This is a genomic window from Sphingomonas sp. FW306-1B-B10E (assembly GCF_058782005.1).
Window position 1 is genome coordinate 23,527 of the sequence record NZ_JBYSXG010000007.1, and the last position, 19,104, is coordinate 42,630.

Sequence of the window (19,104 nt, forward strand, 5' to 3'; positions counted from 1 at the left end):
TGCTGGCATGCTCAACCTGGGTACCGCGAATAATGTCAGCTCCGCTCGAACAGCCGCTTCAGGCTGGGATAGAGGATGAAGGTCGATCGCCCGATCTTCACGGTCTCTATCGTCCCGTCGCCGATGAGCTCGTAGATCGTGGAGCGACAGATGCCGGTGATCCTGACGGCGGTGGAAATCCGCACGCTGATCGGCTCCAGCGTTGCTTCATTGGGCTCCAGAGCATGCCGGCTCATTTCGACCTCCCCTTGCTGAAGGCGCGATCGCTCTCGAGAAACGCGGAGAGCATCGCCGGGATGAGGTCCGCGACCGGCTCCTCCCGGCCATAGGCCTGGGCGTAGAGCGCGGCATAGTCGCTGAGCGCCTGGTGCAGGTCCGGCATTACCGAAATGCCGAGCTTGACCGGTGTACGGTCGGGAAGTTGCGCGAGCTTGAGGTCAGGCATCTTATTGCTCCTGGTCCGGCCATGGCGCGAGGACGATGTCCTTGTGCACCACGACGCGAAGGGGCCAGCCGGGTCGCACCTTGATGGTCGGCGGGACGTTGAGGTTCTTGGTGACGATCTGGTCGCCGGCGCGCGAGGTGCCCTGCTGTGCGGATTCGCGGATCGCGCGGACGAGATCGCTTTCGCTGTCGCCGAGGCTCAGCTCGGTGCCGACACCGAGCAGCGTGGAGAGCGCCACGCCCTTGAGCAACTGCCAGGTGTGGGCATCGACCTTGTCAGCAAGGCCGGCATAGCCCGACATATCGGTCGCGGGCACGTTTTCGATCCGGATCGAGCTGCCGTTTGGGAAGACGATGCGCTGCCAGACGACCAGCGCCCGGCTCTGCCCATAGGCCACGACGCTGTCGTAGCTGCCGATCAGCCTTGCACCCTGCGGAACCAGCAGGATATGGCCGGTGGCGCTGTCATAGGCATTCTCGGTGACCTGCGCGGTGACGAGTCCGGGCAGGTCAGAATTCAGACCGGTGATCAGGCTGGCGGCGATGATGCTGCCGGCGCTCAGCGTGTAGGGCGATACGGGCGCCACCAGCGCGTGCGGGTTGATATCGCCGGTCTCGTCCTTCCCGGCGAGGAAATCCGCCTTGCGCTGCTGGTTGCCTGGATCCCGCGCCGGATCGGCCGCGATCGTCCCCGACGGCACCTCCCGCACCGGAGCGGCGGCCGGCGCAGAGGCGGGCGCAGCCGCATTCACCGCATGCTCGGTGGCGCCGAGCTGCATCATGATTCCGGATTCGCGGGCCGCCTTGCGCTCGGCGAGAAGCCGTTGTCTCTCGGCTTCGGCGGCCTGCGCGGCCTGGTCTGAGGAGTCCGCAGGCGGCAATCCGCCAAGCGCCTCCCGCCGGCGCAGGATCGGGCGCCCGAGGTCGCCGGGGAGCGGCGGCCCGAGCCTGGGCACGTCACCATAGCTTTTCGGCGCGCCGGCCAGTGCGTCGTCGGGCGCATGGTTGGTGATGTCCTTCTGGTCCTCGGCACCGGCGACGATCCGGAAGGTCGCGGGCTTGAGCGCGACCCAGGTGACCCCGACGATCGCGGTCGACCCGAGCGCCGCGATCGCGATGATCGCGCCGCGTCGGAAGCGGATGATCCGGCTCGGCCGACCGCGCAGCACGAGGGTCGCGGGATCGAGCTTGGGCGAGGCCGCCGCAGCGGGGACGGTCTCGCTCATGACGTCCTCCGCTGCCGCCGGCCCCGGTCGGCGCCGGTCCGGCTGATGCGCACCACCGCCTGCTTCTTCGTCCCAAGGCGAAGCTCGGCGGCATCGAACAGTCGGTCGACCACATAGAAGTGGCCAGCCATGCGGTAGTTGACGAGCTGGGCGTCACCCTGGTCGCCGATGACGAACAGCGGCGGCGCCTCGCCGACGCCGACGCTCGCCGGGAATTCGACGAACGTCTGCCGCCCGTCGTCGAACGCGCGCAGCGGCCGCCAGGCAGGCCTGTCGCCGGTCACCGCATAGCCGAAGTTCAGCTGCTCGACAGCGAGGCCCGAAGCGACCGGCCTTGCCGCTTCCGCCGACGCCTGCTGGCTGCGGATCGCGATCATCTCGTCCCGCGGATAGGTCCAGGACAAGGCGGCCATGGCGGTGGCCGGCGTGCTGTCGAGCTGCAGATGATAGGCGCGCCGATCGGTCGTGATGACGAGGTTGGTCGAGAGCCCGGCGGCGAACGGCTTCACGAGGATATGGACGCGCCTGCTCTCGCCGGAACCGCTGGTCGTGTCGCCGACGGTCCAGCGCGCCGTGTCGCCCGCCGCCACCGAGACGATCGCCTCTCCGGGCTGCAGGGCGATGTCGCTGACCCGCTCGGGCGCGGCGAACAGTCGATACAGGACGCCCTCGCCATAGGGGTAGACCTGCACGGCGTTGACGAAGGCCGGGGCCGCAGGCTCTTGGGTCGCTTTCGCATTCGCCGTGCGAACCCGAAGCTCGGCCGGCGACGGCTTGTGGCGACGGGGCACCACGGGAGGCACTACCGACGGGGGAGCGATGGTAGTCGCGACCGGTGGTGAGCTGGGACTCGCCGTGGCGGCCTGAGGCGGCTGGGGCGGCGAGATTTGCGCGAAAGCGGGCACAGCGACGAGCGCGCTCGCCGCAAGTAGGATGCGGTTCATGGGCGGTTCTCCGGTTGGGCTTGGGAGGGCTGGCCGAGGCGGGGATCGAGCGGCGATCCGCTGGGCACGCCGGGATCCGGCACGGGCGTCGGCGCCGTGCCCGACGCATGGTCGGCAGGCGTCTCGAGCTCGCGGCTCCAGTCGATCGCATCGACATAAAGGCCGAGCGGGTTCCTGCGCAGCGTCTCAGCATCGCGCGGCGGCTTGAGCAGGACCGTGACGATCGCGGTCCAGCGCGACGTGCCCGCAAGGCTCCCGCGGTCATAGGCGCGCTCGGCCCATTTCACCTGGAAGCTCGTCGCGGATGCGCGGACCACGCTGGTCACCTGGACCGATACGGTCTTGTCGCCGACATCCGCGAACGGGTTCGCCGAGCGGGCATATTCGCCGAGGAAGATGGCGCCGCGCTTCGAGGCGAAGTCATATGCTTGGAGCCAGTTCTCCCGCATCAGCACCGCATCCAGCGACCGGCCCCGGATGTCGGTGACGAAGCGCGCCAGGAACCAGGCGAGTTGGGGGTCGGTCGGCCGGTATTCGGCGGCGGCGGGGGACACTGCCTGTGCCTGGCCGAGGCTGTCGACCGCGACGACATAGGGGACGACGCGGCTCTGCATCGACTGCCAGACCAGCGCGCCCGACAGGCCAGTGGTGAGCGCCAGCCCGCCGAATGCCATCAGCCGCCAGTTGCTCGCCTGGGCCCGGGCAGAGCCGATCCGCTCGTCCCAGAGCTGGCCCGCGCGACGGTACGGTGTCTCGGGTTCGTCCGTGCGCCCGTAGCGCTGGACGGCACGTTTGAAGCGCATCAGTCCTTCTCCTTGATGTCGGGGGTCGCGCCGCCGCCGCCGCGATCCGAACCCTGGAGGGCGTGGATCGCCGCTTGGCGATGGTGACGGCGGGATTGCGTGTTCTGGAGGTCGCGCGCCCAACCCGGCATCGCGTTAGCCGCAGGAGCCGGCGCTCCCCCGGGGTTCGCCCGCGCGCCCGTCGTGCCGGCATTCCAGGCGGCACGCTGGCCGTCGGCAGCCGCCGCGCGGAGCCCTCCGCCCATGCGCTGCGCGAGTGCGCCGCGGGCGGCGGTCGCGACACCGCCCATGCCGGCTGCAACCGACTTCGAGCCGGAGGTTTCCTGGCCGAGCTTGTACGCGGTCGAGGCTGCCGACCCCATCGAGGTGCCGGCGCGGATCGCGCCGAGCCCGGCACCGGCAAGCCCCTTCGCCGCAGCCATGCCTGCGCCGCCGGCGACCGCGAAGCCGCCCGCCGCGAGCGCCGTGGTTGCGACCGCCGAGCCGGCGCCGAGTTGCGGCGCGCCGGAGACGAGCCCGGAAGCGATGCCCGGCCCGAAGATGCCGAGACCGAACAATGCGAGGCTGGCGAGCACCAAGCTCATCGCCTGGCCGATATCGGGCTCCTTGCCCTGAAGCGCCGAGGCGAACTCGGTGAAGAAGCCCGAGCCGATGCCGACGATCACCGCCAGCACCATCACCTTGATGCCCGACGAGATGACGTTGCCAAGCACGCGCTCGGCGAGAAAGCTGGTGCGGTTCCACAGCGCGAACGGCACGAGGATGAACCCGGCGAGCGTCGTCAGCTTGAACTCGAGGATGCAGACGAACATCTGCACGGCAAGGATGAAGAAGGCGACGATCACGATCACCCAGGCGATCAGGAGCACCATGATCGTCATGAAGTTCTCGAAGAAGGTCGTGAAGCCGAGCAGGTCGCTGGCCTGGTCGAGCAATGGCCAGGCGGCCTGGAATCCGGTGCCCGCGAGACGGCCCGGGCGGAGCAGGTCGTCGGCCGAGAGCGTGCCCCCGCCGGCGGTCAGCCCTGCCTGCGCGAAGGAGCGGAAGATGATGTCGGCGAGCGTGGAGAAGCGATTGAGGATCAGCGCGAACACGCCGATGTAGAGGATCTTCTTGAGGAAGCGGCCGATCATGTCGTCCTCGCCGCCCATCGCCCAGAACAGGCCGGCGAGCGTGATGTCGATGCCGATCAGCACGGATGTCAGGAAGCCGACATCGGGCCCGAGCAGGCCGAACCCGCTATCGATGTAGCGGATGAAGTCGGCCATGAACCGGTCGATCACGTTGAGGTCGTTCACGGGTTCTTCCTTGGATCTGGGTGCCGCGGGGCCCGGCCAGGGGGAGCGGTTGGCCAGGGCCCCGCGGGCTGCGACCGCGGCGGCAGGGGGCTTGGTCCGCCGCGGCCGGTCTCGCTATCGCTGGGGCGTGTAGGCGGTGCCGGTGCCGAGGAACTTGCGCGTCGCGGCGCGCGATGCCTCGGACTCGGTCAGCTGACGCTGCTTCTCGAGCGCGTCGGCGCGGAACTGCGCGGCCATCATCTGCTGGAGGGCCATGCCCTGCTTGGCGGTGAGCGCGAGCAGCTGGTTGGTCGCCTGGCCGACGGCGAGCGCGCCTTCCGCGCCCTGGCTGCGCGCCGCGATCTCGGCCAGCGCCTCGGCATCCTCACGCGCCTGCTGCACGATGCCGCTCTGGACGGTCATCGTCCGGCGCAGCGCATCGGTGCTCGCGTCGTAGCGCTCCCGGGCCGCCTGCAGCCGCTGGTCGCGTGTAGAGCCGGGATCGAAGCTGCGCGGATAGAGCGACTTCAGCCTGGCCTCGAGCTGGTCCACCTCGAAGTCGACGCTCTGGGCCTGCTTCATGAGCCGGTCGATGCCGTCGAGCTTGTCGAGCAGCGCCTGGAGCTGCGGAAAGGCGATGCCCTTCAGGTTCCTGTCCAGCCGGAGCAGCATCTGCGCCTCGTTCTGGAGCGACTGGATCTGGTTGTTGACCTGCTGAAGCGTGCGCGCCGCGGTCAGGACGGTCTGGCTGTAGTTGCTGGGGTCGAACACCGTGATCTGCGCGTGCGCGCTGGTCGCGAAGCCCATCGTCAGCGAGCCCAAGGCGCCCAAGCCCAGCGCCGTTGCGATCAGGTTCTTGCGGGTGAGGATACGCATCACTTCTACTCCTTCGCTTGGGAATCGGGGAATTGGGCGAGCAGCGCCGCGGCCCAGTCGAGACCGGTCTCATCGAGGAAGCGCGAGGCGAATCCGGCCGGACCATGCTCAGCGAGCAGCGCGTCGATGCACGCCTGCGTGGCTGGATCGGAGGCGCCGCACAGCGCGAGCGCGACCGGCCCGAGGCCCAGCTCGAAGAGGCGGTTGCCGGCGGCGGACTGGAGGTAATAATGCCGCTTGGGCGTCGCGCGGCTGACGAGCTCGATCTGCCGGTCGTTGAGCCCGAACCGCTGATAGGTCGCGCGTCCCTGCGGCTCGATCGCCGCGGCATTGGGCAGCAGGATGCGCTGCGGGCAGCTCTCGATGATGGCCGGCGCGATGCCGCTGTCGGCGATGTCGGCGAGGCTCTGGCTCGCGAAGATCACCGCGACATTCTTCTTGCGCAGCGTCTTCAGCCACTCGCGGATGCGCGCGGCGAACAGCGGGTGATCGAGGAACTTCCAGGCTTCGTCGAGGATCAGCAATGTCGGGCGTCCGGTGAACCGCGCCTCGAGCCGGTGGAAGAGATAGGTCAGGACGGGCGCGACCACGCTGCCGGCGCCCATGAGTGCCTCGGTCTCGAAGCACTGGACGTCCGCCATGTGCAGATCGTCCTCGGCCGCGTCGAGCAGCCGGCCGAACGGGCCTTCGAGCGTATAGGGCGCGAGCGCCGAGCGGAGCGCCATCGACTGGAGCAGCAGCGAGAGGCCAGTGAGCGTCCGCTCCTCAATGGGGGCACTCGACAGGCTGGTCAGCGCCGACCAGACGGCTTCCTTCACCTCCGGCGTGACCACGACCCTCTCGTGCGCGAGCAGCGCGGCGATCCATTCTGCCGCCCAGGCACGCTCGCCGGCGTCGGCGATCCCGGCGAGCGGCTGGAACGCGATCATATCGCCGGCGTCGCCGCCGAGCCCGAGCCCGTGATGCGCACCGCCCATCGCCAGCGTGGCCGCGCGCGCCGAGCGGCCCATGTCGAAGAGGTAGAGCTGGCTCCCCGGATAGCGGCGAAACTGGAGCGCGATCAGCGCGAGCAGGACCGACTTGCCGGCACCGGTCGGCCCGACGATCATCATGTGCCCGACATCGCCGACATGGGTCGAGAGCCGGAACGGAGTCGACCCGCTGGTCTCGGCATGGAGGAGCGGCGGCCCGTCGAGGTGCCGGTTGCGCGCAGGTCCCGCCCAGACGCTCGACAGCGGCATCAGGTGCGCGAGATTGAGCGTATGGACGAGCGGCTGGCGGACATTGGCATAGGCCTGCCCGGGCAGGCTCGAGAGCCAGGCCTCGACCGCGTTCAGCCCCTCGCGGATGCAGGTGAAGCCGAGCCCGTTGACGATCCGCTCGACCGCGCGGACCTTGTCCTCGACGCGGGCCCGATCCTCGTCGGCGACGGTGATCGTCGTAGTGAGGTAGCCGAAGGCGACCTGGTCGCCGCCCAGCGCCTGGAGCGCGAGATCGGCGTCGGCGGTCTTGTTGTCGGCGTCGCTGTCGAGCAGCTGGACCGGCTGGTTGTAGATCACCTCACGCAGCATCGCGGTGACCGACTTGCGCTTGTTGAACCATTGGCGGCGCAGCCGGGTCAGCGCCCTGGTCGCGTCGGTCTTGTCGAGCGCAATGAACCGCGTGACCCAGCGAAAGCCGAAGTCCTGGTGGTTGAGGGCATCGAGGATCCCGGGCCGGCTGAGGCCGGGAAAGCCGAGAATGGTCAGCGTGCGCAGGTGCAGCGACCCGAGCATCGGCTCGAGCCCCCCGGTCAACGGCGTGTCGGCGAGCAGCCCGTCGAGATACATCGGCGTCTCGGGCACGCGCACGCAGTGGCGTCGCGTCGAGATGGTGCCATGTAGAAATGCCAGCGTCTCCGCGTCGTCGAGCGCTGCGATCTCCGGCATGAAGCCCGAGAACAGGTCGAGCGCGCTATCGGTCTCCGCGACGAACCCGGCCAGCGCCTGGCGCCAGTCGCGGCCCTGCGGCGCATCGGCACGCTCGACCAGCGCTCGGCCCGCGCTGTCCGCCTGATCGGGCGGCGGCAGGAAAGTCAGGGTGAGATGGTAGCGGCTCTCGAAATGAGCACCCGCCGCCTCGAACGACGCGCGCCGTTCCTCGTCGACCAGCCAGGATGCCGCGTCCGGGAAGTCGCTCGCCGGATAGCCCGGCGCCTCGCGGCGCTCGGCCTCGATGTGCAGCGCCCAGCCCGAGCCGAAGCGCTTGAGCACATTGTTGGCGCGCGCGCAGGCGGAGACCAGCTCGGCCTCGGTCGCCGATTCGAGGTCGGGGCCGCGGAAGCGCAGCGTGCGCTGGAAGCTGCCGTCCTTGTTGAGAATCACGCCGGGCGCGACCAGCGCGGCCCAGGGGAGATGATCGGCCAGGCGGTCGGCGCGACTCCGATATTCGCGCAGGTTCAGCATGCGAGATATCCCCGCTGCCGCAGGTGGCGCGCGAGCACCGGAGCGAAGTCCGGGTCGCGCTTCGCGGCGAAGACCGCGATGGTGTGCCCGACCGCCCAGACCAGCACGCCCGCGATCCATTGCTGGAGTCCCAGGCCCAGCGCGGCGGCGACGGTGCCGTTGACGATCGCGATGGCGCGCGGCGCGCCACCGAGCAGGATCGGCTCGGCGAGCGACCGGTGCAGCGGCGCCTCGAACCCGTCGAGATGCTGGCCGTCCCCGATCATGCCAGCAGCGTCCCGCCGCCAAACGAGAAGAAGGACAGGAAGAAGCTCGAGGCCGCGAAAGCGATCGACAGCCCGAAGATGATCTGGATGAGCCGGCGGAAGCCGCCGGCCGTCTCGCCGAACGCCAGCGTCAGGCCGGTCACGATGATGATGATCACCGCGACGATCTTGGCGACCGGGCCCTGGACCGACTCCAGCACCTGCTGGAGCGGCTCCTCCCACGGCATGCCGGTTCCGGACGCATAGGCCTGGCCGGCGGCGAGGATAGCAAGGGCAGCGCCGGGCAGCAGGCGCGGCTTGGCGGGCAGGTTCATGGTCTTCATGGTCAGGCTCCTTGGCTGGTGGCGAGATGGAAGGGGGCGAGCGCGTAGGCGCCCGAATCGGGATCGACGCCGGCGACGCGCGCGATCGCGTCGACCGAGCGGTGGGCACCGCGTCCGGCGATGAAGACGACGAGGTCGATCGCCTCGGCAACGAGGCGGCGGGGCACGGTGACGACCGCTTCCTGGACGAGCTGCTCGACGCGGTAGAGCGCGGCCTCGGCCGAGTTGGCGTGGACGGTCGCGATCCCGCCGGGGTGCCCGGTGTTCCAGGCCTTGAGCATGTCGAGCGCCTCGGGCCCGCGAACCTCGCCGACGATGATCCGGTCCGGTCGGAGGCGCAGCGTCGAGCGCACCAGGTCGGTCATCGACACGATTCCCGGGCGGGTGCGCAGCGCCACCGTGTCCGGCGCCGGGCTCTGCAACTCGCGCGTATCCTCGATCAGGATGACGCGGGCATCCACCCAGCGCATCTCGGCAAGGAGCGCGTTGGCGAGCGTCGTCTTGCCCGAGCTCGTCCCGCCGGCGATGAGGATGTTGAACCGCTGGGTGACCGCCGCCCTGAGCGTATCCGCCACCGCGGCGGACATGTTCCCGTCCGCCGCATAGTCGTCCAGCGTGTAGAGACGCTGGGCAGGCTTGCGGATCGAGAAGCAGGGGCCGGTCGAGACCGGCGGCAGCACGCCTTCGAAGCGTTCGCCGGCTCGGCCATCGAGATACGGCGGCAGCTCGGCAGAAATGATCGGCTGCGCCGCATGGACTTCGGCACGGGCATGGCTCGCGACCAGCCGGACGATCCGCTCGACCTGCGATGCCTCCAGGACGACGCCCGTGTCGATCCGGCCTTCGCCGAGCCGGTCGAGGCGCAGCGACCCGTCGGGATTGACCATGACCTCGACCACCAGTGGATCGGCTAGCGCCGAGGCGATGTCGGGCCCCATCGCGGTGCGCAGCATCGCGCGTCGGCGGTCGGAGGAGAGGATCTCGCTCATCGCTCTTCCTCTCCGGGGAGGAGCGTGCGCTTGCCGGTCGCGACGGCGCGTCCGACCTGTGTCACGAACGCCTCGAAGCGCTCGCGCGCGAGTGCGCGGCCCGCCACGTCGTTCTCGGCGAGCGGTGCCTGGATCGAGAGTTCGAAGCGGATGAACAGCGCGAGCGTCTCGAGCGCGACATGGCCATCGCGCTCGATGCGGCCCAGCGCATTGGACATTCGGTCGAGGCGCAGTGCGAAGCGATCCTCCAGCTCCGACGTGCCCCGGCGGTTGAGCCAGGCGGTCACCGCGTCGGCGAGGATCGCGGACTTGGTCGCGCCGGGTGCTGCGGCGAGCGCCTCGAGACGGTCGCTAACCGGCTTCGGAAGGAAGAGCTGATGGCGGACGCGCTCGGCCATCTCAGAAGTCCAGCTCGAGATTGCCGGGCCGCTTGTCGGCCATGTCCAGCGCATAGGCGCGCCGCGCGGTACCGGTCGCGGCCTGATCCATCGCGCGCTTGTCGGCGGCAGGGTCACTCTCGTCCTCGCCCAGCCCGAGCGGGTCAGCGGGCGCCAGGTCGACGGGTGCGGCGGCGCCGATTTCCTGGGCGGGATGGCGCGCCTGCTCGAGACCGCCGGCTTCCTCCTCGTCTTCGGGTGCAGCCTCGGCGAGCCGCGCATCGACCGGGCGGACCCGGTCCTGCCAGTCATGGGCGCGGTGGGGCGGCAGGTCGGCTGCCCTGCCGCGCCCGAGCGTCGGGGGCGGCAGCACGCGCGTCTTGAACTGCGCATCCTCGAAGTAGCGCAGCTTCCGGGCGCGGACCGGCGGATAGCCGGCGACCAGCACCACTTCGTCGGTTGGCGGCAGCTGCATGACCTCGCCGGGCGTCAGCAGCGCGCGGGCAGTCTCCTGGCGGCTGACCATGACGTGCGCGAGCCAGGGCGCGAGGCGATGACCGGCATAGTTGCGCATGGCGCGCTGCTCGGTCGCGGTGCCCAGCGCGTCGGAGATCCGCTTGGCCGTCCGCTCGTCGTTCGTCGCGAAGGCGACGCGGACATGGCAATTGTCGAGGATGGCGTTGTGCTCGCCATACGCCTTCTCGATCTGGTTGAGGCTCTGCGCGATCAGGAAGGCGCGGACGCCATAGCCGGCGAGGAAGGCCAGGCTGGTCTCGAAGAATTCAAGGCGGCCGAGTGCCGGGAACTCGTCCAGCATCATCAGCAGCCTGTGGCGCCCCGGAGCGCCTGCCGCGTGCAGCTGCTCGGTCAGGCGCCGGCCGATCTGGTTGAGCACGAGGCGGATCAGCGGCTTGGTGCGGCTGATGTCCGAGGGCGGCACGACCAGGTAGAGCGACACCGGATGCCGTGCGGCGACCAGGTCCTCGACCCGCCAGTCGGACGCCGCCGTGACCGCGGCGACGGTCGGATCGCGGTAGAGGCCCAGGAACGACATCGCGGTCGACAGCACGCCCGAGCGCTCGTTGTCGGACTTGTTGAGCACCTCGCGTGCCGCCGAGGCGACGACGGGATGCACCAGCGGCATCTCCTCGGTGCCGAGATGATTGGTCGTCATCATCGCGCGCAGCGTCGCGACGAACGGGCGCTCCGGATCGGAGAGGAAGGTCGCGACGCGGGCTAGCGTCTTCTCCTCCTCGGCGTAGAGGATGTGGAGGATCGCGCCGACCAGCAGCGAATGGCTGGTCTTCTCCCAATGGCTGCGACGTTCCAGCGCGCCTTCCGGATCGACTAGGATGTCGGCGACGTTCTGGACGTCGCGGACCTCGTCGGCGCCGCGGCGAACCTCGAGCAGCGGGTTGTACCGCGCCGAGCGCGCGTCGGTCGGATTGAAGAGCAGGCAATGCGAGAAGCGCGACCGCCAGCCGGCAGTCAGTTGCCAGTTCTCGCCCTTGATGTCGTGGACGACGGTAGAGCCCGTCCAGCCGAGCAGCGTCGGCACGACGAGGCCGACGCCCTTTCCCGAGCGCGTCGGGGCAAAGGCCATGACGTGCTCTGGCCCGTCATGGCGGAGATAGTGCGCGGCGGCGCGGCCGAGGAACACGCCGGCGTCCGCGCTCAAGCCGGCAGCGCGGATGTCGCGCGGGCCCGCCCAGCGTGCCGACCCGTAGGTCGTGACGTTGCGCTGCTGCCGCGCCCGCCAGACCGATCCGGCCACCGCCGCGCCGCAGCCGAGCAGACCGCCCGCAGCCGCGATCGCGCCGGCCTCGTCGAAGACGACCGGGGCATAGGCATCGAAATGAAACCACCAGGGGAAGATCGACCAAGGCGCGTAGACCGGCGTTGCGCCGAGCCTGAACCATGGCGTGCCGAGTTCGGGCTGGTAGGCCAGCGCCGCCGCCGCCCACTGGGTCGCGAACCAGATGCCCGCCACGACGATCGCGGCGACAACCAGCATCTGGCCAAGGAGGAGCTTTGTCGGTGTCATGCGGGCCTCCGCCCGCGCGACTCAATGTCCGGGGCTCGGCCTCAAGACTCGCTCTATTTTCAAACCGGCATCAGGTCTTCGCTGGTGACTCAAGGTGCCTCGCTGGTGCCATTCGGACCCCTGTCTTCAATTGGGCCGCTTGCAGACTGGCCGCTTTTAGCCGGCCGACGCGGGACCGGACACTCGTTCAGCTGGCCCGACGAGCCCGCTAAGACTTATAGTCCGCCATTAGCGACACCTGTGCCGCGTCTAGAATTCAAACGTTCGTTCATCTCGGTTTATGGCAGGTACGGGCCGAGCCACAACTCAGCCCAAGCGGTCCCGCGTCCATAGCTCTCGAGCGGGGGGTCTCGACCTCCGGTCAGGCGTGGTCTTTCCCTAAGGTGCGCGGCTGGACCTTCGGCACACCCCGCTTGGCGAGCCAGTGGAACGCGCTATCATTAGTCTTTGGACGGATCCTCGCCTTTGCTCGCAAGCACTTCGATGAAACGTTCAGCGATATCGAGGTCATAGGCGTTGAGCTTGTCGAGGTGACGGCTCAGCTTCTGCACCGCCGCCGAGGTTCCGACATCGCTGCTGCGGCCGAGCAGATAGTCGGTCGTGACATTGAGGGCGTCAGCAAGCCGATTGAGATTGTCGAACGACGGCTTTCGCCCGCCGCCTTCGAAATGCGAGATCGAGCTGGCCGGTAAACCCGCTTTTTTTGCCAGCTCGCCTTGGCTGATTTCCCTTGCGTCCCGGGCACTTGCCAGTCGGGCGCGGAAGGCGTCCGCAACATTTGCGTCCTCAGACATGGCGAATTCGCGATGAAATAGTTGACATAAACGCTATTACTCCTATCTGTGCGTTATCGCCATCCTAGATATGGCGTTTTCGTCAACGAGGCAAGCGCCTCACCTGGAGTACCTGGGAAATGACCACCGGAGTCTCGCGCGTGAAGCGCTTCGCCGTCACCATCGACGGCATCGATCACAGCTTTGCCGACCCGCTGCTCAAGGGCCGCGATCTGCTCGAAGCGGCCGGGCGCTACCCGGTCGACGAGCATCTGCTGTTCCTCCGCCAGCCCGACGGCATGCTGGAGGACATCAACCTGTCCGAAGATATCAGCCTGCGCGCCGATGGCGCCGAGGAGTTCACCACCGCCCGTGCCGATCGCCTCTTCTTCGTCATCGTCGACGGGCGGCGCTACCCCTATGGCAACGACACCATCACCGGTGCGGATCTGCGGGCGCTCGCCCGTATCGCCGACGACCGTGACGTCTTCTACGACCCCAAGGGCGGCAAGGACGATCTGGTTGAGGCCGATGAGACGATCAGCCTGACGGGGGCCGAGACCGAGCGCTTCTACACCACGGAACGCTCCCAGGAACCGCGGCTGGTCACCGTCGAGCTCAACGGCGTCAAGGTCAAGATCCGCGCCGGCGACTATACCACCGAGACGCTCAAGGAAGCCCTCGGCGTCGCCGCCGATCTCGACCTCGACTGGGTAGACAAGGCCGGCAGCTTCCACACCCTGGCCCCGGGCGAGACGATTCACGTCGTCGCCAAGGCGAAGTTCGTCAGCCATGTCCGCCAGGGCGGTTCGTCGTGAACGCGGCGGAGGAAGTCGAGCGCATCCGGGCCATCTACCCGGATGCGGCGCCGCTGGTTCAGGGCGGGCTGACTTTCGTGCATATGCCGGGGCTGGTCATCGCGACGCGCAGCGGCCCCGTCACGCGCGACGCGCTGCTCTGTCCCCACGAGCATGGCGGCTACAAGACCCGGCTGTTCCTGAGCGCAGCGATAGCCGGGCCGCTCGCAAACTGGACCGAGCACAATCTGTTCACCCGCAAATGGTTCACCTGGTCGTGGAACCATATCCTCGCCGAGCAAGCCTGGACCAGCATCCTTGCCAACCATCTGGCGGCATTCCGATGAGCATCCATTTCAAGATCCGCAGCACGCTGCTCGACATGATCCGCAGCGACCTCGCCCGGCCCCATCCTTTCGCCTATGAGCGGGTGGGCTGGGTCAGCGCCGGGGTGTCGCGCCTCGGCACGGGCAGCCTGATGCTGCTCGCCCAGGACTACCATCCCGTCGCCGATGATCATTATGCGCAGGACCGCAGCGTCGGCGCGATGATGAATTCAGCGGCGATCCGCGCGGCGCTCGAACGCAGCTACAAGACCCGCACCGTCGCGCTGCACGTGCATGTCCATGAGCATGTCGGAACGCCGGCGTTCAGCGGTATCGACAATCGCGAGAACGCGAAGTTCATACCCGACTTTTTCAACGTCGCCGCGCATGCGCCACACGGCGCGCTGCTGCTCAGCCATGATCAGATGCGCGGCGACCTCTGGCTGTCGCGCACCGACGGCCCGCACCAGATCACGCGCTTCACCGCGGTCGGCGCCCCGCTTTGGCTCGAAGGAGATGCACGATGAGCCGCTATGACCGGCAAAGCTTTCTCGGCGCGGACAGCGATGCGCGCCTCGCCCGGGTCACTATCGGGATCGTCGGCCTGGGCGGCGGCGGTTCGCATGTCATCCAGCAGCTCGCCCATATCGGCATCGCCGGCATTGTCGCTGTCGATCCCGACATCATCGAGGACACCAATCTCAACCGGCTGATCGGTGGTACGCTCGACGATGTGACGGCCTGCCGCGCCAAGGCGGACATTGCCGCGCGCATGGTGCGCAATCTGGTCGATCGGCCGCGGCTTCGTGCACTGCGCTGCAAATGGCAGGATGCAACGGCTGCGCTTGCCGAGTGCGATATCATCATCGGCGGCGTCGATTCCTTCGCGGAGCGCGCGGAGCTCGAAGCGTTCTGCCGCCGGTTGCTGATCCCCTATATCGACATGGGCATGGACGTGCATGCGGTCGGCGAGCATTTCTCGATTGGCGGCCAGGTCGTGCTGTCGATGCCGGGTTGCGCGTGCCTGTGGTGCCTCGGCATCCTCACCGAAGCCCGTCTCGAAGCGGAGGCGCAGACCTATGGCGCAGCCGGCGGCAAGCCGCAGGTCGTCTGGCCAAATGGTGTGCTGGCATCGCTGGCGGTGGGCCTGACGATGCAATTGCTGACGCCCTGGCTGAAGCACCCGCTTGGCAGCGCCTATCTCGAATATGACGGTAACCGCCAGCAAGTCGCGACCAGCAACCGGCTGCACGCCATCGGCGACACGCCGTGCCGCCACTATCGCGGCAACGAAACGGGCGATCCGCTGTTCGACATCCGCAATTGCCAGGCGGCGGCGGTAGAGCCGCAATCGAATGAAGGGGATGCTGCGCCGGCCAGCTGGTGGCGCCGCGTGCTGCACTGGCTAGGCTTGCTCTGACCCGCCGGGCTGGGCTGGGCCGGGTTCGTCCGGTGGTGCGGGTACCGCGCATTGATCGAAATCGTCCCAGCCCCTGACCTTGGGCAGGAACGGCTCCGCTTCGTTGGTCGCGCGAAAGATCAGGCCGCGGGTGGCGATCGGATTGTTCGCATCGAAGGTCGTGAACATCGCGACGCCAGGCACCTGCACGACAAGATTGCTGTCGCCATGCTTGTAGCCGGTCGCATCGACGACGACATGCGCGCGCACCTTGCGCTGGCAGTGGTCGAACCCGCGCAGATCGTCGGGCAGCGAATATTCGGTAACCCAGACATAGCGGGGAAGCTGCTTGCTCAGCAGCTCATATTTGAACACGTCCGGCAAGCGGTTGCGCAGCGCGCGCCCCTTGTAGCGCCAGCCATGGGTGAGATAGGTCCGCGCCACCAGCCGTTGCGGCGCAACGGCGTAGAAGGACGGATCGACCGATTTGGCATCCTGGAGATCTTCGCCGCCATCGTCCGCGCGCGCACGGGCAAGCGCGCTATACTCCTCGATCCGCTCGAAACATTGCTCAACCAGGCTGCGGCTGATCGTCTCGGCAGCTTCGCCGGTCATGAACACCTTGTTGGGCAGCGGCGTGATCGAATGGACGCCATTCTTCTCCAGCGTCCAGGGATAGGCATCGCTGCGATCCGCTTCATGGACCGGCAACAGACAAGCGGGCCCGCGCTGGTCATCGGCGACGATAAGGTGGGAGATCAGTTCAGCGGCGGTCGGATAATCGGGCAGCTCCGCGTCGCCGCGTTCGCGCATCACCCGCCCGATTGCGACGACGGCATGGCCGACCGCGGTAAGATCGCCCGGCGTTCCCAGCCCGATAAGCACCGGGATGCCGGAATCGAGATACCGCCCGATCACATCGGCAAAGCTGCCCAGATCCCGCCGATCCGCGGGAGTGAAAACCGGATGCCGATCCATGGCGCGCAGAGCGCGCAGCATATTGTCAGGGCGCAGGAAGTCCGATCCCGCCGGGATCGAGCGGGACACGAACTGATCGGTAAATTTGAGCGCCGCTTCGTTGATGTCGCTCATCGAGAACCACGGCCCGCCATGATCGCGGTAGAAATGGCGGCCCGCCATCCAGATCGCGGCCTGGGCGCAGGCACCGACCCGGCTGTCCTGCTGGGTCAGCGCAAAGCCGTTGACCTTCAGATCGGCACCAAGGACATGGACAGGGTGATCGGCGCGGACATCGATCTGGACATTGTCGTCTTCGTCGAGCGCCTTGGCGGCGATCACCGCTGAACCGACCGGGGCATGTTGCACCGGGCGTAGGACGATGAAGCCGAGATAATCCTCTTTCTGCCGTTCGATCTCATAGGCGATCGCCTCGGCGTCGGTGATCGCCGCGATATGCGAGAGATCGGCGCGGAAGAAATGCAGCCGGCGGCAATATTTCAGATAGGGCTCGAACAGCGTCGAGTAGAAAGAAGCATAGGCGGCAGAGAAGTCGCGATCGATATAGGCGCCTTCGAGCAGGAAACCGCCGGCGCCTGCCTTTTCAAATTCTGCCAGGAGATTTTCGAGAAGCTTCTGGTCTTTACCGCGGATCAGATCGACAAGATCGACCCAGTCATCGTCGGTCTGGAGGCCGCCAAGGTGAATTTCCGCCTGCATCGTGGTGCTGGTGCCGCGTCAGCGCTCCGTCGTGCCGACGACGAAATTGCCCAGGCGCTGTTCCGCTTCGACGGTCAGCCGTTCCAGCTTCTCGATCCGGTCGATCGCCTTTTGCGACGGCCGGATCGAATAGAGCGCGATCTCCTTGGGTTCGGAGATCACTACCCGGCCCGATTTGTTCTGCGCGAGTTGCTTGATACCATTGCTCATCGGCCCTCCTCGCGAAACGACAGCGCCCCGCCAGGACGGCGGGGCGCTTCGATTCGCTATCGCTACGAAACGTTACTTCTTCAGGCAATGAAGATTTGTTTTGACTGAATCCTGGCGCGGGCCATTTGGCCGGCCCGCCAGCAAAGGTTGTGCGCCAATAGTCGCGTACATTTGCTTCCGGTTTGTGGCCGGCATGGATCATTTGCCGTTCACCGTTTTTTCGATGCCTTCAACCGAGGCGATGATGTCGTCGAACCGCGGTGCGGCGCCGAAGATCATCGCCTGCGTTGCGTCATAATCGCGGCGCAGCGCCTCGCGCATGCCATCGACCGGCACAAGCGCGAAGCTTCCCTGCGACGCCGAAGCGAGGTCAAAGTCGGGCCGGTTGAAGAACATGCGCGCGTGCCGGACACAATCCGCACCGAGCGCGGCATCGGCCATCGCGGCGGTGCCCGGTGCGCTCGCCGCTAGGCAATGCAGGTCGTAATAATGGCGCGAGATACGCTGGCCTTCGTTACGGAGCTGGCTGCGCCGTTCGAACCAGCGGCGCAGGCCATGGGCGATCACGACCTTGTCCCAGAAGGTCCGCTCCGCAATGATCGTGGTGACGCCGGCCACCGCGAGATCGAGGTCCGCCACGTCTTCGGCGACATAGGGTACGATCGTCGCCGGGGCGTTTGGATCGAGCGCCGATTTCGCCCCGGATTCGATGCGCACCGCGGGCTTGATATAGCCATCGGGCGCATGCTCGACCGAGGGGTACCAGACCAGCAGGGTCTGGCGGTCGCGATCCTCCGGATCGATCTCGATCCTGCCGGTGCCGCCACTCGCATCGGCAAGCCGGGCGGAAAGTTCGTCCTTGAGCGGGCCGGTGATGTAGCTGCTGCAAGCATCGCGGATCGCATCGAGCCGGGCCTGGCGCTTTTTGTTCGAGAGCTGGTCAAGCTCTTCGACGCTGGCCGCCTCACCAAGGTCGTCGCGATAGACCGTGACGTCGATATCCTCGGAAAAGCGGCGGATCAGGCCATACGCCTTGGAAAGCGATGTGCCGCCCTTGAACAACAGGCGCGGCTGGTCGGCGGTGCGTGTATGATAGAGCTGGTCCAGCGTCCAGCAGACCCAGAAATCCTTCTCGACATTGCCGACCGGCGTGCCGAGCCGGCTGGCAGTCGTGAGAAAAAGGTCTCGGCGGTCGCTTTCCTTTGCCGCGATCACCTGCTGATAACCGGCAGCGCTCATGCTGCCGCCTTCGCCGGTGCTACCAGCAGGTCACGGACGAAATCCTGCATCCAGATCGGAAGCGCGGAGAGGCCGTTTTTCAGGTCCTTGCGCATCTTGGCGCCGTGGCGTGGATCGCTCAGAATACGGGCTAGCGCGGCGTGGACGCGCGCGCCCTCGTCGTCATTGCGCTCGATCACGTCCTTCAGCCAGTGCAAGGCCTGGACAATCCGCATGGCGGGACGGCCTGCCCAGTAGAGCCTGCTCGGCGCGGCATGCTTGAAAGTGATCTCCTGATTACCGAGACGGATCGGGCTGAGCCGGGCGTCGATCAGCACTTCCACCTTGGCCGGCACGGCAGTGGTCAGACCCAGATCATTGGCGGCGGTCATACCATCGACCACCATGCGCGCTTGGTCGCGGCGCATGACCGCATCGATCACCGCCCGATAATCAGGGACTTTGGGCTTGCCGGTCAGCGAATTGAAATCGGGTAGGTCGTAAAGGCCGCGATCGATCCGGCGCAGCTCACCGGCCGCGGTGAGGCGTTGGAGAGTCTTGTCGATGACTTGGCGATTGCCGATGTCGACGAAGTCTGCGGGCGTCCACGCATTGGCGGGCTTTCGCTTCACCCGGCGCATGATCTTACCTGCCACATCGTCATCGGTCGCCCTAGACCTCCGTGCCATGT

At 67.3% G+C, this 19,104-nt stretch carries 22 protein-coding genes; 4 read left to right on the plus strand and 18 right to left on the minus strand.

The window, feature by feature from the left end; genetic code table 11:
- Window positions 1–35: 35 nt before the first annotated feature.
- From AC3WJI_RS04315 to AC3WJI_RS04380, 14 genes are all read right to left on the minus strand, one after another.
- Window positions 36–236 (minus strand): helix-turn-helix domain-containing protein, encoded by a 201-nt coding sequence (locus tag AC3WJI_RS04315; RefSeq protein WP_280279471.1) that lies wholly within the window; start codon window positions 234–236, stop codon window positions 36–38.
- On the minus strand, window positions 233–445 hold the full coding sequence (locus AC3WJI_RS04320) for a DUF2274 domain-containing protein (RefSeq protein ID WP_492756016.1): 213 nt from the start codon (window positions 443–445) through the stop codon (window positions 233–235). The genes AC3WJI_RS04315 and AC3WJI_RS04320 overlap by 4 nt, the downstream gene beginning before the upstream one ends.
- Before the next feature lies 1 nt (window position 446).
- Window positions 447–1,670, minus strand: coding sequence for a TraB/TrbI/VirB10 family type IV secretion system protein (locus AC3WJI_RS04325; RefSeq protein WP_492756017.1), 1,224 nt, complete (start codon window positions 1,668–1,670; stop codon window positions 447–449).
- Window positions 1,667–2,614 carry a P-type conjugative transfer protein TrbG gene (trbG, locus tag AC3WJI_RS04330; protein ID WP_492756018.1) on the minus strand — a complete coding sequence of 316 codons (948 nt, stop codon included), beginning with the start codon at window positions 2,612–2,614 and terminating at the stop codon, window positions 1,667–1,669. Before trbG ends, AC3WJI_RS04325 begins: the two co-directional genes overlap by 4 nt.
- Entirely contained in the window at window positions 2,611–3,417 is an 807-nt protein-coding gene (gene trbF, locus AC3WJI_RS04335) for a conjugal transfer protein TrbF (protein ID WP_492756019.1), read from the minus strand. Before trbF ends, trbG begins: the two co-directional genes overlap by 4 nt.
- Complete coding sequence (gene trbL, locus AC3WJI_RS04340; RefSeq protein ID WP_492756020.1) at window positions 3,417–4,715, minus strand: P-type conjugative transfer protein TrbL; 1,299 nt, start codon at window positions 4,713–4,715, stop codon at window positions 3,417–3,419. The genes trbF and trbL overlap by 1 nt, the downstream gene beginning before the upstream one ends.
- 114 nt (window positions 4,716–4,829) lie before the next feature.
- On the minus strand, window positions 4,830–5,570 hold the full coding sequence (gene trbJ / locus AC3WJI_RS04345) for a P-type conjugative transfer protein TrbJ (RefSeq protein WP_492756021.1): 741 nt from the start codon (window positions 5,568–5,570) through the stop codon (window positions 4,830–4,832).
- Window positions 5,571–5,575: 5 nt separating this feature from the next.
- Window positions 5,576–8,014, minus strand: coding sequence for a conjugal transfer protein TrbE (gene trbE, locus AC3WJI_RS04350; RefSeq protein WP_492756022.1), 2,439 nt, complete (start codon window positions 8,012–8,014; stop codon window positions 5,576–5,578).
- A complete protein-coding gene (locus AC3WJI_RS04355; protein ID WP_280279463.1) occupies window positions 8,008–8,280 on the minus strand; it encodes a VirB3 family type IV secretion system protein in 273 nt (90 codons plus the stop codon). Before AC3WJI_RS04355 ends, trbE begins: the two co-directional genes overlap by 7 nt.
- Window positions 8,277–8,603: a TrbC/VirB2 family type IV secretion system protein gene (locus tag AC3WJI_RS04360; protein WP_492756023.1), complete on the minus strand. Its 327-nt coding sequence runs from the start codon at window positions 8,601–8,603 to the stop codon at window positions 8,277–8,279. Before AC3WJI_RS04360 ends, AC3WJI_RS04355 begins: the two co-directional genes overlap by 4 nt.
- Before the next feature lie 2 nt (window positions 8,604–8,605).
- Entirely contained in the window at window positions 8,606–9,592 is a 987-nt protein-coding gene (trbB, locus tag AC3WJI_RS04365) for a P-type conjugative transfer ATPase TrbB (protein ID WP_492756024.1), read from the minus strand.
- The gene (locus tag AC3WJI_RS04370; protein WP_492756025.1) at window positions 9,589–9,990 is read right to left on the minus strand and encodes a CopG family transcriptional regulator; all 402 of its coding nucleotides are present in this window, start codon (window positions 9,988–9,990) and stop codon (window positions 9,589–9,591) included. The genes trbB and AC3WJI_RS04370 overlap by 4 nt, the downstream gene beginning before the upstream one ends.
- Window position 9,991: 1 nt before the next feature.
- Window positions 9,992–12,013, minus strand: a complete 2,022-nt coding sequence (locus AC3WJI_RS04375; protein ID WP_492756026.1) for a conjugal transfer protein TraG — start codon at window positions 12,011–12,013, stop codon at window positions 9,992–9,994.
- Window positions 12,014–12,453: 440 nt separating this feature from the next.
- Window positions 12,454–12,807, minus strand: a complete 354-nt coding sequence (locus AC3WJI_RS04380; protein ID WP_492756027.1) for a helix-turn-helix domain-containing protein — start codon at window positions 12,805–12,807, stop codon at window positions 12,454–12,456.
- Window positions 12,808–12,926: 119 nt separating this feature from the next.
- Here AC3WJI_RS04380 and AC3WJI_RS04385 point away from each other — a divergent pair, with 119 nt between their 5' ends.
- From AC3WJI_RS04385 to AC3WJI_RS04400, 4 genes are read left to right on the plus strand one after another with little or no spacing between them, the layout of a single operon-like run.
- Window positions 12,927–13,604 carry a multiubiquitin domain-containing protein gene (locus tag AC3WJI_RS04385; protein WP_492756028.1) on the plus strand — a complete coding sequence of 226 codons (678 nt, stop codon included), beginning with the start codon at window positions 12,927–12,929 and terminating at the stop codon, window positions 13,602–13,604.
- Window positions 13,601–13,930, plus strand: coding sequence for a hypothetical protein (locus AC3WJI_RS04390; RefSeq protein WP_492756029.1), 330 nt, complete (start codon window positions 13,601–13,603; stop codon window positions 13,928–13,930). Before AC3WJI_RS04385 ends, AC3WJI_RS04390 begins: the two co-directional genes overlap by 4 nt.
- Window positions 13,927–14,436 (plus strand): hypothetical protein, encoded by a 510-nt coding sequence (locus tag AC3WJI_RS04395; RefSeq protein ID WP_492756030.1) that lies wholly within the window; start codon window positions 13,927–13,929, stop codon window positions 14,434–14,436. Before AC3WJI_RS04390 ends, AC3WJI_RS04395 begins: the two co-directional genes overlap by 4 nt.
- Window positions 14,433–15,329, plus strand: a complete 897-nt coding sequence (locus AC3WJI_RS04400) for a HesA/MoeB/ThiF family protein (protein ID WP_492756031.1) — start codon at window positions 14,433–14,435, stop codon at window positions 15,327–15,329. The genes AC3WJI_RS04395 and AC3WJI_RS04400 overlap by 4 nt, the downstream gene beginning before the upstream one ends.
- On the opposite strand, the gene AC3WJI_RS04405 is transcribed toward AC3WJI_RS04400, so the two are convergent.
- From AC3WJI_RS04405 to AC3WJI_RS04420, 4 genes are all read right to left on the minus strand, one after another.
- Window positions 15,315–16,985: a hypothetical protein gene (locus AC3WJI_RS04405; RefSeq protein WP_492756032.1), complete on the minus strand. Its 1,671-nt coding sequence runs from the start codon at window positions 16,983–16,985 to the stop codon at window positions 15,315–15,317. The genes AC3WJI_RS04400 and AC3WJI_RS04405 overlap by 15 nt on opposite strands.
- A gap of 18 nt (window positions 16,986–17,003) precedes the next feature.
- Window positions 17,004–17,195, minus strand: a complete 192-nt coding sequence (locus AC3WJI_RS04410; protein WP_492756033.1) for a hypothetical protein — start codon at window positions 17,193–17,195, stop codon at window positions 17,004–17,006.
- Window positions 17,196–17,393: 198 nt separating this feature from the next.
- On the minus strand, window positions 17,394–18,434 hold the full coding sequence (locus AC3WJI_RS04415; RefSeq protein WP_492756034.1) for a nucleotidyl transferase AbiEii/AbiGii toxin family protein: 1,041 nt from the start codon (window positions 18,432–18,434) through the stop codon (window positions 17,394–17,396).
- A complete protein-coding gene (locus AC3WJI_RS04420; RefSeq protein WP_492756035.1) occupies window positions 18,431–19,102 on the minus strand; it encodes a DUF6088 family protein in 672 nt (223 codons plus the stop codon). The genes AC3WJI_RS04415 and AC3WJI_RS04420 overlap by 4 nt, the downstream gene beginning before the upstream one ends.
- Window positions 19,103–19,104 lie beyond the last annotated feature (2 nt).